Source organism: Streptomyces sp. NPDC046335 (assembly GCF_055587985.1).
This window is the reverse complement of the sequence record NZ_JBVJFF010000008.1, coordinates 351,675-365,626: the sequence shown is the minus strand read 5'-3', so window position 1 is coordinate 365,626 and position 13,952 is coordinate 351,675. Positions and strand designations below refer to the sequence as shown.

General features: G+C 72.3%; 12 protein-coding genes. 5 read left to right on the top strand and 7 right to left on the bottom strand.

Going from position 1 to position 13,952, the window contains the following annotated elements; genetic code table 11:
- The first annotated feature begins 141 nt into the window (after positions 1-141).
- Both ACZ6JY_RS21850 and ACZ6JY_RS21845 read left to right on the top strand, forming a co-directional pair.
- On the top strand, positions 142-1,170 hold the full coding sequence (locus ACZ6JY_RS21850) for an ATP-binding cassette domain-containing protein (protein WP_469197809.1): 1,029 nt from the start codon (positions 142-144) through the stop codon (positions 1,168-1,170).
- Positions 1,167-2,018: an ABC transporter permease gene (locus ACZ6JY_RS21845; protein WP_469197807.1), complete on the top strand. Its 852-nt coding sequence runs from the start codon at positions 1,167-1,169 to the stop codon at positions 2,016-2,018. Before ACZ6JY_RS21850 ends, ACZ6JY_RS21845 begins: the two co-directional genes overlap by 4 nt.
- A 99-nt stretch (positions 2,019-2,117) precedes the next feature.
- Here the strand turns inward: ACZ6JY_RS21845 and greA are convergent, their stop codons facing one another.
- On the bottom strand, positions 2,118-2,615 hold the full coding sequence (gene greA, locus ACZ6JY_RS21840) for a transcription elongation factor GreA (protein WP_447039551.1): 498 nt from the start codon (positions 2,613-2,615) through the stop codon (positions 2,118-2,120).
- 164 nt (positions 2,616-2,779) lie between these two features.
- Positions 2,780-3,223, bottom strand: a complete 444-nt coding sequence (locus ACZ6JY_RS21835) for a DUF4307 domain-containing protein (RefSeq protein WP_469197805.1) — start codon at positions 3,221-3,223, stop codon at positions 2,780-2,782.
- 168 nt (positions 3,224-3,391) lie between these two features.
- On the opposite strand from ACZ6JY_RS21835, the gene mca reads away from it, so the two are divergent.
- Positions 3,392-4,273, top strand: a complete 882-nt coding sequence (gene mca, locus ACZ6JY_RS21830; RefSeq protein WP_469197803.1) for a mycothiol conjugate amidase Mca — start codon at positions 3,392-3,394, stop codon at positions 4,271-4,273.
- 1 nt (position 4,274) lies between these two features.
- A complete protein-coding gene (locus tag ACZ6JY_RS21825; protein ID WP_469197801.1) occupies positions 4,275-4,553 on the top strand; it encodes a hypothetical protein in 279 nt (92 codons plus the stop codon).
- Between the two features lie 45 nt (positions 4,554-4,598).
- Here the strand turns inward: ACZ6JY_RS21825 and ACZ6JY_RS21820 are convergent, their stop codons facing one another.
- A complete protein-coding gene (locus tag ACZ6JY_RS21820) occupies positions 4,599-7,817 on the bottom strand; it encodes a tetratricopeptide repeat protein (RefSeq protein ID WP_469197799.1) in 3,219 nt (1,072 codons plus the stop codon).
- Positions 7,818-7,952: 135 nt separating this feature from the next.
- Between ACZ6JY_RS21820 and ACZ6JY_RS21815 the strand changes: the two genes are divergently transcribed.
- Positions 7,953-9,974 carry a thioredoxin domain-containing protein gene (locus tag ACZ6JY_RS21815; protein WP_469197797.1) on the top strand — a complete coding sequence of 674 codons (2,022 nt, stop codon included), beginning with the start codon at positions 7,953-7,955 and terminating at the stop codon, positions 9,972-9,974.
- 71 nt (positions 9,975-10,045) lie between these two features.
- Here the strand turns inward: ACZ6JY_RS21815 and ACZ6JY_RS21810 are convergent, their stop codons facing one another.
- The 4 genes from ACZ6JY_RS21810 to trhA form a co-directional block, all read right to left on the bottom strand.
- Complete coding sequence (locus ACZ6JY_RS21810) at positions 10,046-10,822, bottom strand: Mut7-C RNAse domain-containing protein (protein WP_469197795.1); 777 nt, start codon at positions 10,820-10,822, stop codon at positions 10,046-10,048.
- 4 nt (positions 10,823-10,826) lie between these two features.
- Positions 10,827-11,474 carry a TetR/AcrR family transcriptional regulator gene (locus ACZ6JY_RS21805; RefSeq protein WP_469197793.1) on the bottom strand — a complete coding sequence of 216 codons (648 nt, stop codon included), beginning with the start codon at positions 11,472-11,474 and terminating at the stop codon, positions 10,827-10,829.
- A 4-nt stretch (positions 11,475-11,478) separates the two neighbouring features.
- Positions 11,479-13,056, bottom strand: coding sequence for an MFS transporter (locus tag ACZ6JY_RS21800; protein WP_469197790.1), 1,578 nt, complete (start codon positions 13,054-13,056; stop codon positions 11,479-11,481).
- Between the two features lie 126 nt (positions 13,057-13,182).
- Positions 13,183-13,899, bottom strand: coding sequence for a PAQR family membrane homeostasis protein TrhA (gene trhA, locus ACZ6JY_RS21795; protein ID WP_469197789.1), 717 nt, complete (start codon positions 13,897-13,899; stop codon positions 13,183-13,185).
- Between the last annotated feature and the right edge of the window lie 53 nt (positions 13,900-13,952).

Below are 13,952 nucleotides of genomic sequence, written 5' to 3'. Positions count from 1 at the left end.
GGCCCCGTACGCCCGTCGGAGCACTCCGGAAACCTCCGTCGGGTGACTTTCCGAAAAGAGGGCGCGCGAACGCGATGTATCGCGTTATGGTGTGCTGCACATCACGCTTGCGCGACATCACTCATCACGGGGAGGCCTCTCATGCCAGGCGCCATCTATGCCGAAGGTCTGGTGAAGACCTTCGGCGACGTAAGGGCTCTGGACGGCGTCGATCTGGATGTCCCTGAAGGCACGGTGCTCGGCCTGCTGGGGCCGAACGGCGCGGGGAAGACCACGGCGGTCCGCTGCCTGACGACGCTGCTCACACCGGACAGCGGCAAGGCCGTCGTCGCGGGCATCGACGTGCTCAAGCACCCGAACGAAGTGCGCCGCTCGATCGGCCTGTCCGGCCAGTTCGCCGCGGTCGACGAGTACCTGACCGGCCGCGAGAACCTCCAGATGGTCGGCCAGCTCTACCAGATGCGGGCCAAGGAGGCGAAGGCCAGGGCGGCCGAGCTGCTCGACAGGTTCAACCTGATGGACGCCGCCGACCGGCCCTCCAAGACGTACTCCGGAGGCATGCGGCGCCGTCTGGACCTGGCGGCCGCGCTCGTCGTGTCGCCGCCCGTCATGTTCATGGACGAGCCCACCACCGGCCTCGACCCGCGCAACCGCCAGCAGCTGTGGGAGGTCATCCAGGAGCTCGTCGCGGGCGGCACGACCCTGCTGCTCACGACCCAGTATCTGGAGGAGGCCGACCACCTGGCGCACGACATCTGCGTCATCGACCACGGCCGCGTCATCGCCCGCGGCACCTCCGACCAGCTCAAGGCCAGGACCGGCGGCGAGCGCGTCGAGGTCGTGGTGCACGAGCGCGAGCACATCCCGACCGCCTCGGAGGTCCTGCGCGGCTTCGGCAAGGGCGAGGTCGCCGTCGCCGAGCACACGCGCAAGCTGACCGTGCCCGTCACCGGCGGCGCCAAGCTGCTCGCCGAGGTCATCCGCGAGCTGGACGCCAGGGGCATCGAGATAGACGACATCGGTCTGCGCCGCCCGACCCTCGACGACGTCTTCATCTCCCTCACCGGCCACGCGGCCGAGCTGCCGGACGAGGGCGGCGCCGAGGGCGCGGACGGCGCGGAAACCAAGGCCCGTACGAAGACCAAGCACGGCAAGGAGGCCGACAAGTGAGCACCGTCACCGACGCCGTGCGGGGCACGGGTCCCAGGCCCGCGGGCGGTATCGGCCAGTCCGTCAGGGACTCCCTGGTCGTCGCCAAGCGGAACCTGATCCGGATGACCCGGATCCCCGAGATGATCCTCTTCGGGCTTGTCCAGCCGGTGATGTTCGTGATCCTCTTCACGTACGTCTTCGGCGGCTCGATGAAGATCGGCGACACCGCGAACGCGGACGTCTACAAGAACTTCCTGATGGCGGGCATCTTCGCGCAGACCGTCACCTTCGCCACCGCGGGCGCCGGCGCCGGTATCGCCGACGACATGCACAAGGGCCTCATCGACCGCTTCCGCTCGCTGCCCATGGCGCGCGGCGCGGTCCTCACCGGCCGCACCATCGCCGACCTCGTGCAGACCGCGCTGACCCTGCTCGTCCTCGCGATCGTGGCGCTGATGGTCGGCTGGCGCGTCCACGAGGGCATCGGCAAGGCCCTGGGCGCCTTCGGCCTGCTGCTCCTGCTCGGGTACGCCTTCACCTGGGTCGGCGCGCTCATCGGCCTGTCGGTGCGCACCCCGGAGGCGGCCACGTCGGGCGGGCTGATCTGGCTCTTCCCGGTCACGTTCATCTCGAACGCGTTCGTGGACTCCAGCCAGATGACGCCCTGGCTGCGGCACGTCGCCGACTGGAACCCCTTCAGCGCGACCGTCCAGGCCTGCCGTGAGCTCTTCGGCAACCCCGGCGTCTCCGCCTCCACGGCCTGGCCCATGGAGCACCCGGTCTGGGCCTCGGTGATCTACTCGGTCCTGATCATCGTGGTCTTCCGCACGCTGGCCGTGCGCAAGTACCGCTCGGCGACGGCCTGACCAAGGCCTCGGGAAGGTCTCTCCCGGAAACGGGAGAGGGCAGGGTTCCCGGCGCGCGTGGCGCCGGGAACCCTGCCCTCTCAGAGCGTCGCTCGGGCCTCAGGCCTGGTACGGCGTGGCCGCGAGGATCTTGACGGAGGCGAGCTTGCCGTTCGGCAGTTCGTACTGCGCGTTCTCGCCGATCTTCTTGCCGTTCACGCCGGTGCCCAGCGGGGACTGCGGCGAGTACGTCTCGATGTCCTCGCTCGCGTACTCCCGCGAGGCGAGGAGGAACGTCACCGTGTCGTCCTCGTCGCCGTCGAAGGCGATGGTCACGACCATGCCCGGCGCCACCACGCCGTCGGCGGCCGGAGCCTCACCGACCTTCGCGGTCTCCAGGAGCTGGGTCAGCTGGCGGACGCGGAGCTCCTGCTTGCCCTGCTCCTCCTTGGCCGCGTGGTACCCGCCGTTCTCGCGCAGGTCGCCCTCCTCACGCGCTGCCGCGATCTTCGCCGCGATCTCGGTGCGCGCGGGACCAGACAGGTACTCCAGCTCGGCCTTGAGCTGGTTGTACGCCTCCTGGGTCAGCCAGGTGACGTTTTCGCTGGTCTGGGTCACAGGTGCTCCTCGTAGGTACTGGGAATACAAAGCATCGCCCTACCCAGAAGGATGTTCCTTCTCGGGTGGGCGAAACCACGAGCCTAACAATTCAGGCGCGCGAGAGGGAGGACATAAGTCGTCAGACTTACGTCGGCGCTGCTGGGAGCCGTAAAGCCGCTACGTCAGTCGGCGTGGCAGCCGAGCAGCTCGATGCTGGTGGCCTTCTCCGTCGTGCGGAGGGTGACGACCTTGTCGACGCGGTCGGTGTGCTGGTCGAAGCGGAAGTCCGCGCGGCCGACCTCGGCACCGGACTCGGCCTGCGAGCGCAGGGTGCAGTAGCCCTTGGCGCCGGCGTCCTTGCGCACTTCGAGGTGGGCCTCGACGGATTCGGCCGAAACCACGTCGAACTTGATGACCTCGGCGCTGAGCCTCGTACCGCTGACGTAGTCGTAGCCGAACCAGCCGACGACGCCGAGCAGGAGCACGCCGAGCACGGAGCCCACGATCTTCAGCTTGCGGTCGGCGGCTTCGTCGGCCGTGCGGGAGCGGCCGTACCGGCCCGCGGGAGCCTCGTCCCGGTGTTCCTCGGGAAGCCCATCGGGGAGCTTCGAGCCCGCCGCCGCCATGATCGCCTCCAGGAAACACGGGATGCCGGAATTTTCCGCCCCCCGGTTCCGTCACTATAGAAGCCTCCATTTGCCACCCGACCGCCGCCCCGCGACGACGCCCTGCGGGACGGCAGAGCCTGACCGCGCCGGAAGCACGAGGGCGCCCAATACCTTGAGGATCGAGTCTTGACTGAGCAGCTGCGACTGATGGCAGTGCACGCCCACCCCGACGACGAGTCGAGCAAGGGCGCGGCCACCATGGCCAAGTACGTGTCCGAGGGGGTGGACGTGCTCGTCGTGACCTGCACGGGCGGGGAGCGCGGCGACATCCTCAACCCCAAGCTCCAGGGCGACGCCTACATCCAGGAGCACATCCACGAGGTGCGCAAGAAGGAGATGGACGAGGCGCGCGAGATCCTCGGCGTCAAGCAGGAGTGGCTCGGCTTCGTCGACTCGGGGCTCCCCGAGGGCGACCCGCTGCCGCCGCTGCCCGACGGCTGTTTCGCCCTGGAGGACGTCGACAAGGCCGCCGGTGAGCTGGTGCGGCAGATCCGCTCCTTCCGTCCGCAGGTCATCACGACGTACGACGAGAACGGCGGCTATCCGCACCCCGACCACATCATGACCCACAAGATCAGCATGGTGGCGTTCGAGGGCGCGGCGGACGCCGAGAAGTACCCGGAGAGCGAGTACGGACAGGCTTTCCAGCCGCAGAAGCTCTACTACAACCAGGGCTTCAACCGTCCGCGCACCGAGGCCCTGCACCAGGCGATGCTCGACCGCGGCCTGGAGTCGCCGTACGGGGACTGGCTCAAGCGCTGGGACGAGTTCGAGCGGGTCGAGCGCACGCTGACCACGCACGTTCCGTGCGCCGATTTCTACGAGGTCCGCGACCGCGCCCTGATCGCGCACGCCACGCAGATCGACCCCGAGGGCGGCTGGTTCCGGGTGCCGATGGAGCTCCAGCGGGAGGTCTGGCCGACGGAGGAGTACGAGCTCGCGAAGTCGCTCGTCGATACTTCCCTCCCCGAGGACGACCTCTTTGCGGGCATCCGCGACAATGCCTAGCGTGAACGTACATCTGGCAATGACGCATCTCGTCCCTCTTGCCAAGGAGGTCGACGACGACAAGGTGACGCCCGGCGTCCTCGGGTTCATCGTCTTCGCCGTGATGGCCCTCGCCGTCTGGGCCCTCATGAAGTCGATGAACCGCCACATGGGCAAGGTCGACTTCAAGGAGCCCGGGAGCGAGTCCGAGAAGGACCGGACGGAGAAGGACGAGCCGGTCGGCGCCGCGGCGGGCGGCGACGGCTCGTCCACGAAGAAGTCGGGCACCACCGGGAAGTAGCGGCCCTCCGGGCTCCGGTGGCGCGGCCGGCGGCTCTCCGGGCCGTCAGCCGGTTTGTGGCATGTCCACTCCCATGACTTCGCGGGCGTGCCGGCTCGGGACCATGCCCAGGCGCCAGGCTTGCCAGCCCGTCTCCAGGTCGGCGCCCCGCTCCAGGAGGAGCCCGTACGCCCGTACGTACTCCGCCAGCTTGCCGTCGCGCGTCGGATGGCCGGCGCGGTCGAGCTGGGCCAGCTCCTCCTGGGCGACCGCCGTGCCGATCTCCCAGCCGCCGGGAGAGGCGTACGGCAGCAGCGTGCAGCGCAGGAAGCGCGCCCAGTCCTCGCCGCGGCGGTCGCCGTACGAGGTGAAGAGCGTGATCGCCTCGTCGCAGAGGGCCAGCGCCTGCTGGGTACGGGTGTTGCCCGCGTCCACCACCACCAGCTCCAGACACGTCCAGGCCTCGCCGTGCGCGACGCCGATCCGCTGGAAGTCGGCGCGGGCGTCGACCAGGAGCTGACGGGCGAAGCCGGAGTTGCGCAGGGAGCCGGTCTGCGCGGCGCGCTGGTCGCGGGTGACGCGCGCGGAGTGGTGCCTGGCGCACGCAAGGCCGTACACGTCCCGCATCCGGGAGAACGCCGTGCGCGCCCGCTCCAGCTCCCGCACCGCCTCGTCGAGGTTGCCGGTCTCCTCCAGGGCCTGGCCGAGGTAGTACTGGGTCCACGCCTCGCCCCGCGCGTCCTCGTTGTCGCGGTGCCGGGAGACCGCCTGGCGCAGGCCGTCCACGGCGGGCGAGAGGTCGCCGTCCACCAGGCGGGCCCGCGCGAGCTGGGTGAGGGCCCAGGCCTCGCCGCGCGCGTCGTGGGTGCGGCCGTAGCGGTCGAGGGCGTCACGCAGCTCGGACTCCGCACGCGGTACGTCACCCATGCGCAGGCAGAGCTGGCCGAGCTGGAAGTGCGTCCACGCCTCGCCGTGCACCGAGCCGCTCTCGCGGTGCAGCCGCAGCGCCGTCCCCAGCATCTCCAGGGCGTGCGCGAGATGGGCGCGGTCCCGCTCCACCGCCGCGAGCGCGTGCAGCGTCCAGGCGCGGTCGCCCGCGAGTTCGTCGGCGGCCTGGAGGTTCAGCGCCTCGGTGAGCCGGGCCGCGGCCTCGGTGAGGTTGCCCTGGTGATGCAGCGTGATGCCGAGCGAGCCGAGCGCACGGGCCGCGGCGGCGTCCTGGTTGGCCTCGAAGTACAGGTCGACGACGGAGTTCAGCGTCGTACGCGACTGATCCAGCTCGCCGAGCTGGCGGGCCGCGATGCCGGTGCGCCACTGCACGCTGCGGCCCAGCAGCCCCTGGTCGATGGCCTGCGTCAGCTCCTGGATCTCGCCCAGGCGGTACAGGTCGCCGCGGAGCAGGCAGTAGTCGCACAGGGCGCCCAGGAGATTGAGGACGGCCCGCTGGTCGACGCCCTCGGCGTGCCGCAGGGCCGCCGTGATGAACGTCGACTCGTCGTCCAGCCAGCGCAGCGCCGCGTCGAGCGAGGCGAAGCCGTGCTGCCCGACCTGGTCGGCGCGGGTGGACGTCTTGCCGTCGACCAGGCGGATCACCGTGTCGGCCAGCTCTCCGTAGCTCGCGATGAGCCGCTCCTGCGCGGCCGTGCGCTCGGCGGGCTCCTCCTCGTCCAGGAGGCGGCCCTGCGCGAAGGCGCGCACCAGGTCGTGCAGGCGGTGGCGCCCGCCGCGGAGCCGGTCGACGAGGCCCGCGCGGGAGAGCGCGGTGAGCAGCCGGGCCGCCTCCTGCTCGTCCGTGCCGAGCAGCGCGGCGGCTGCGGAGGGCCCGAGCGAGGCGCGCCCGGCGAGCGCGAGGCGCCGCAGCAGGCGCCGGGCGGGCTCGGCCTGGTCGTTGTAGCGCAGCCACAGGACGCGCTCGACGGGGCCGATCTTCTCCGCGGGGCCGTACGCCGCCAGGTCGGAGGCGAGCTGCCGGGGCGTCCGGGGGCCCAGCGAGGAGCCGGCGGCGCGCAGGGCCAGCGGCAGGCCGCCGCACAGCTCGCGGATCGCGTCCGCCGAAGTGGCGTCGTAGGGGCCCGAGGGGTCCTCGGCGGACTCCCGCAGGAGCTGCTCGGCGCCCGCCTCGTCCAGCGCCTCCACGGGCAGCGAGTGCACCCACGCGGGCAGGTCGGCTGGGAGTCCGACGGGCTCCCGCGCGGTGACGAGAACCAGGCTGTCGGAGCGCTCCGGTATCAGGGTGCGGATCTGCTCGGCGTCGGCCGCGTCGTCGAGGACGACCGTCACCGCGACGCCCGTCAGATACTGGTGGTACAGCTCGCTGAGCCGCTTGACCTGCTGTTCCTGCGAGGACCGCTCGCGGAAGAGGAGCTGCTCGCGCGGGGCTCCCAGCCGGTTCAGGAGATGCAGCAGCGCGTCCCGCGTGGTGAGCGGCGTCTCCTGCGGGTTGTCGCCGCGCAGGTCGACCACGCACGCGCCGCGGAACTGGTCCCGCAGATCGTGCGCCGCCCGCACGGCGAGCGAGGACCGGCCCGAGCCCGGCGCGCCGTGCAGGACGACGACCGTGGGCCGGGTGTCGGTGCTGGCCCGCGCCGCGTGCACCCACTGGGCGATCCGGCCCAGTTCCGTCCTGCGGCCAGCGAAAGGCCCCTCGGTCCGGGGCAGTTGCTCGAAGGACTGCTGGAGTACGGACCGCCGGCGCGCCGCCGCGCTCTTGTCGGTGCCGCGCAGCTGCGGCGCGGTCTTCTTCGCCGTCCTGGTGCCCGTGGAGGCGGCGAGGACGCGCTGCTGGTCGAGGAAGGGCCGGATGCCCCGCACCTCCAGGGCGGTCAGCCACTGCAATCTGAGCTGCTCCGGCCCGCCCGGCTGGTTGAGCGCCCCGGCGCGGCGGCTCGCCGCGGGGACGTGGGACGCCGTGACCTTCAGGACCGTGGCGGCGGCGCCCGCCACCGCCACGACCACACCGGTGCCCAGCGCCGTACCGGCGCTCGTACCGAAGGAGAGGTCGGAGACACCGGCCGCGACGGCGGCAACCACCGCCACGAGCAGCGGAGTTCCCGCCCCCTCGCGTGCGTACCGCTGGCCGAAGGTGAGCCGCCCCGCGTCCGCCTCGTCCAGCGCGCGCGTGTACGTCTCGTACTCCTCGGCGGCCGTCTGCGCCATGGCGTCCAGGGCGCCGCGCGACCGCGTGAGCAGCACGCTCCCGTCGACGCGCCCGCCCGAGCGCCGCACCTCCTCCTCCACGGCCCGTGTCAACAGCCGCTCGGCCTCGGCCCGATGGCTGTCCCGCATATGGTTCCCCCTCCGAGTGCAACAGTCGCCGGCGGACACAAGTGTCCTGCGTACGGGGCGCAGACGCGAGGGAGTCGACGGATCAGGGCCCGGCCTGCGCCGGTGTGGTGCCCGGTGTGCGCGAGGATGGGGGGTATGCCGAACCGACTGGCGCACGAGACGTCCCCGTACCTGCTTCAGCACGCCGACAACCCCGTCGACTGGTGGCCCTGGTCGTCCGAGGCCTTCGAGGAGGCGCGCGAACGCGGCGTCCCGGTGCTGCTCAGCGTCGGGTACAGCAGCTGCCACTGGTGTCACGTCATGGCGCACGAGTCCTTCGAGGACGGGGCGACCGCCGCGCTCATGAACGAGAAGTTCGTGAACATCAAGGTCGACCGCGAGGAGCGGCCCGACGTCGACGCCGTCTACATGGAGGCCGTGCAGGCCGCGACCGGCCACGGCGGCTGGCCCATGACCGTCTTCCTCACCGCCGACGCCGAGCCCTTCTACTTCGGCACGTACTTCCCGCCGGAGCCCCGGCACGGCATGCCTTCCTTCGCGCAGGTGCTCGACGGAGTGCACCGGGCCTGGACCGACCGGCGCGGCGAGGTCGACGAGGTCGCGGGCAAGATCGTGCGCGACCTCGGGGAGCGGCAGCTCACCCACGGCTCCGGCGAGCGGCCCGGCGAGGACGAGCTCGCGCAGGCGTTGCTCGGCCTGGCCCGCGACTACGACACGGCGCACGGCGGCTTCGGCGGCGCGCCCAAGTTCCCGCCGTCCATGGTCATCGAGTTCCTGCTGCGGCACTACGCCCGCACGGGCGCCGAGGGCGCGCTTCAGATGGCCGCGGAGACCTGTGAGCGGATGGCCCGCGGCGGCATCTACGACCAGCTCGGCGGCGGCTTCGCGCGCTACTCCGTCGACCGCGAGTGGACCGTGCCGCACTTCGAGAAGATGCTGTACGACAACGCGCTCCTGTGCCGCGCCTACGCCCATCTGTGGCGGGCCACCGGCTCCGACCTCGCGCGGCGCGTCGCCCTGGAGACCGCGGACTTCATGGTCCGTGAACTGCGCACCAACGAGGGCGGCTTCGCCTCCGCGCTCGACGCCGACAGCGAGGACCCGGCCACGGGCGCGCACGTCGAGGGCGCGTACTACGTCTGGACGCCGCGGCAGCTCCGCGAAGTCCTCGGCGACTCCGACGCGGAGCTGGCCATGGCGGCCTACGGGGTGACCGAGGAGGGCACCTTCGAGGAGGGCGCCTCCGTCCTGCGGCTCCCGCTCCTCGACGGGCCCCTCGCGGACGCCTCCCGGCTCGCCTCCGTGCGGGAGCGGCTCCTCGCGGCGCGTGCGGAGCGGCCCGCGCCGGGGCGCGACGACAAGGTGGTCGCCGCGTGGAACGGGCTCGCCGTGGCCGCGCTCGCCGAGGTCGGCGCGTACTTCGACCGGCCCGATCTCGTCGCCGCCGCCGTGGCCGCGGGGGACCTGCTCGTACGTCTGCACATGGATCCGCGGGCGCGGCTCGCCCGGACCTCCAAGGACGGGCGGGCCGGGTCGAACGCCGGGGTCCTCGAGGACTACGCCGACGTCGCCGAGGGGTTCCTCGCGCTGGCCTCCGTGACGGGGGAGGGCGTGTGGCTGGAGTTCGCCGGATTCCTGCTCGACCACGTGCTCGGGCAGTTCGTGGACGCCGAGAGCGGCGCCCTGTACGACACCGCGGCGGACGCGGAGCGGCTCATCCGCCGCCCCCAGGACCCCACGGACAACGCGGCGCCGTCCGGGTGGACCGCCGCCGCCGGGGCGCTCCTCTCGTACGCCGCCCATACCGGGGCCTCGCCGCACCGGCTCGCGGCGGAGCGGGCGCTGGGGGTCGTCAAGGCGCTCGGGCCCCGGGTGCCGCGGTTCATCGGGCACGGGCTCGCGGTGGCCGAGGCGGCGGTCGCCGGGCCGCTCGAAGTCGCCGTCGTCGGGGAGGTCCTCGGGGACCTGCACCGGACGGCGCTGCTCGGCGGGGCGCCGGGGGCGGTCGTCGCGGCGGGGCCCGAGGGCTCGGCGGAGCTGCCGCTGCTGGCCGACCGGCCCTTGATCGACGGTCGCCCGGCGGCCTACGTCTGCCGCTCCTTCGTCTGCGACGCCCCGACGACCGACGCGGGCGAACTCGCGTCGAAGCTTTCCTGATCACGAGCACGACCCGTGGCTAGCGCGCCGCCTCGCCAGTACACGCGGGCGAGCCTCGCGGTGAAGCTTTTCTAGCCGCCGCTCGCCTGGTCCGAGGCCGTGCCGAGCGGTTGCTGGTGGGTCGCCTCGCCGAACTCCGCCAGTGCCGTGTCGACCAGGGCCGCCAGGCGGTCGTGGTGGGCGCCTCGCCAGTACACGCGGGCGCACGCCTCGCACTGGGCGAAGACCTCGTAGGTGCCGCGCGTCCCGCCCTCCAGGAGGTCCGCCACGTCCTCCTTCGACGCCTCGCGCAGCGTGCCGTTGCAGGCGGTGCACCGCGTCCACGGCCGCAGCGGCGGCGTGAAGCGGCCGAGGACGTCGCGGAGCTGGTCGTCGGGGCGGTCGCTGTAGACGTACGCGCCCGCCCACAGCTCGCGGCGGCGCAGGAGCCCCCGGTCGCGGCTCAGCAGGACCCGCCGCTCGGCCGCCGAGCGCGCGGCGAGCGCGGGGTCGCCGATGTCCGTGCTCTCGTACGCCGCGTCGACGCCGAGGAGCCGCAACCGGCGGGCCAGCGTGCCCAGATGGACGTCGAGGAGGAAGCGGAGCGGGGCGCCCGGCACGCGCTGGGGGCGGGGCACCGCCCGTACGGCGACGGTCTCGCCCGCGGCCGGCACGTGCCCGGTGGCGGTTTCGCGGCCGTCCACCACGAGCGCGCCGACCTCCGTGAGCGGCACCCCGAGGGACTCGACGACGTGCCCGAGCGTGGACGCGCCGTCGGTGACGACCGTGCTGGGCCCGCCCCGTCGCTCCTGCGGGACGAAGAGCCCCAGCTCGGGGGCGAAACTTACGCTGATCTCCGGACCGTTCATGCGGTCAGAATGGCACGTCCCACCGGTCGGACGCCGCCGAGAATCCGCCCGTCAGCGCGGAGAGCGTGCGGTCCACGAGGGAGGGGAGGTCCTCCTTGTGGCCATGCTCGGCCCAGTACGCCATGGCCTCGGCGAGCGCGCCGATCAGACCCATGGAGAAGGCCCGCACCTCCAGGTCGCCGGGGTCCCTGCCGGTGCGCTCCGCGATGACCCGGCAGAGGATGCCGCCGGTGACGGACATGCTCTCCATCATCCGCGAGCGCACGGCGGGCACCTCGATCATGAGCCGCGTACGCAGGACGGCCTCGTCGGGCTCGGTCGAGAAGCTGAGGACCACGGCCTGGCGCAGCACCTGCCGCAGCGACTCCACGATCGGCTCGTCGGCGGGCCGCAGCAGCAGCTCGCGCTCCAGGACCGGGTCGAACTCGTCGGTGAGGACGATGTCCTCCTTGGTCGGGAAGTAGCGGAAGACCGTGGAGGGGGAGACCTCCGCCGCCTCCGCGATCTGCTCGACGGTCGTCGCGTCGTACCCCTGCCGCCGGATCAGCTCGTAGGTCGCCTCCCGGATGGCGAGGCGGGTCTTGAGCTTCTTCCGCTCGCGCAGCCCCAGTTGCGGGGCGGAAGCGGGGCGGGGGGTACGTGCGGCCGTCATGCGTTCATTGTCCGGCATCCTCCGGGGCCCTGCCCATGGCCGGGCGCCGCCCGCGGTCGTCGTCGGAGCGGGGCAGCAGCGCGGCGACCAGCAGCGCCGCGACCAGGGCGGCGACGCCGCTGACGAGCAGGACGAGGCCCATGCCGTGGACGTAGGCGGCGTCGGCGGACGCGGCGAGGCGCCCGGAGCCGAGCCGCTCGGCGACGGCGTGGGCGGCGACCACGGACTCCCGGGCGGCGCCGGCCGCGGGGCCGGGCAGCGCGCCGGTGTCGAGGTCGCGGGTGTAGGCCGAGGCGAGGAACGAGCCGAGCAGCGCGATGCCGAGGGCGCCGCCCACCTGACGCACGGTCATCATCAGCCCGGTGCCGGAACCGGCCCGCTCGACGGGCAGCGCGCCGAGCGCCGAGTCCATGGCGGGAACGATCGCGAAGCCGAAGCCGAGGCCGGCCACCGAGAGCCACAGGGCGGTGAACCCGTAGCCGCTGTGGACCTCCGTACGGCTGCCGAGCATCGCGGCGAAGGCGAGCGCCACGAGCCCGCCGCTGATCGCCGCGCGCGGCCCGAAGCGGCGTACGACGGGCTCCGCGCCCTTCGCGGCGACGAGCAGGCCGCCCATCATCGGCAGCAGCCGCACGCCGGTGCCGAAGGCGTCGTTGCCCTGGACGGCCTGGAGGTACTGGGGGAGCACGAACATCAGGCCGGACAGGACGAACATCACCAGCGTCGCCGCCAGGGTGTTCAGGAAGAAGCCGCGGTCGCGAAGGAGCGTCAGGTCGAGCATGGGGCGCGTCATCCGGCGCTCGCGCAGGACGAGCGCGGTGAGCAGGAGTACGGCACCGGCGGACATGCCGAGCACCAGCGGGTCGCTCCAGCCGCGGGCGGGCGCCTCGATGACGGCGTAGACGAGCGCGCCGAGCCCGGCGGCGGTCAGGGCGGTGGAGAGGACGTCGACCTTGGGGGACGACGGGTCGCGGGTCTCGGGGAGCAGGAAGGCGCAGGCGGTGAGGCCGATCGCGACCATGGGCACGTTGATCAGGAAGATCGAGCCCCACCAGAAGTGGTCGAGGAGCCAGCCGCCGACGATCGGCCCGAGCGGCGCGCCGAGCGCGGAGGCGGCGGAGACGATCCCGACGGCCTTGGTCCGTTCGCCGGGGCCGAAGAGGGCGGGCAGCACGGCCAGGGCGAGCGGCATGACGAGGGCGCCGCCGAGGCCCATGACGGCGCGGGCCGCGACGACGAGGGAGACGTCGTGCGCGAGGGTGCCGAGGACCGAGCCGGCCAGGAAGACGCCGAGCCCGGTCATCAGCATCCGGCGCCGTCCGAACCGGTCGCCGAGGAGTCCTGCGGGGAGCATCAGCGCGGCGAAGACGACGACGTACGCGTCGGCCATCCACTGCTGCTCACCGGTGCTCGCGTCGAGCTGACCGGCCATGGTCGGCAGCGCGACGTTGAGGATCGTCATGTCGAAACCGAGCACGAGCATGCTCGCGACCAGGGCGGCCAGCGCCCACCAGCGGCGGGGGTCCTGCTGTGCGGCGGCGGGTGTGCCGGTACCAGGACCGGTGGCAGAGACAGCGTCCATAAAGTGAGAGTAACTCTCAAAAGCGAGTAGCTGTCAATCTATTCGTCCGGCCGGTCGGCCTCCGCGCGCACGAAAAAGTGGCCGCGGCTGGGGAGCCGCGGCCACTGCGTCGTGCTGGGGAGGGGGTCAGCCGTGCTGGTAGGCCACCAGGGAGATGCCGACGTAGTGCACGGCGAACGCGGCCAGGGTCAGCGAGTGGAAGACCTCGTGGAAGCCGAAGAAGCGGGGGGAGGGGTTGGGGCGCTTGATGCCGTAGATCACGCCGCCCACGCTGTAGAGCAGTCCGCCGACGATCACGAGGACGAGGACGGCGATGCCGCCCTCGCGCATGAAGTCCGGCAGGAAGAAGACGGCGGCCCAGCCCATCGCGATGTAGCACGGCGTGTAGAGCCAGCGGGGCGCGCCGACCCAGAAGACGCGGAAGGCGATGCCCGCGACGGCCGCCCCCCAGACGCCCCAGAGCAGCCACTGTCCCTTGGCGTCGGGGAGCAGCAGCATCGTCAGCGGGGTGTAGGTGCCCGCGATGATCAGGAAGATGTTGGAGTGGTCGAGCCTGCGCAGGACGCCGTCCGCGCGCGGACCCCAGTTGCCGCGGTGGTAGAGCGCGCTGACGCCGAAGAGCAGGCAGGCCGTCAGGGCGAAGACCCCGCAGGCGATGCGGCCGCGGGTGGAGTCGGCGAGGGCCGTGAGCACCAGGCCGGAGACGAGCACCGCGGGGAACATGCCGGCGTGCAGCCAGCCGCGCATCTTCGGCTTCGGGGGGAGCGGCAGCGACAGTACGGATGAACCGGGCGAGGCGGCGCCGGCGGCTTCCGGGATCGCTTCGGGGACGGGAGCGGTCATGACGGGATCGTACCTACGGGCCCGTAAGCCGGTCGTCAGCCGTATACGAAACC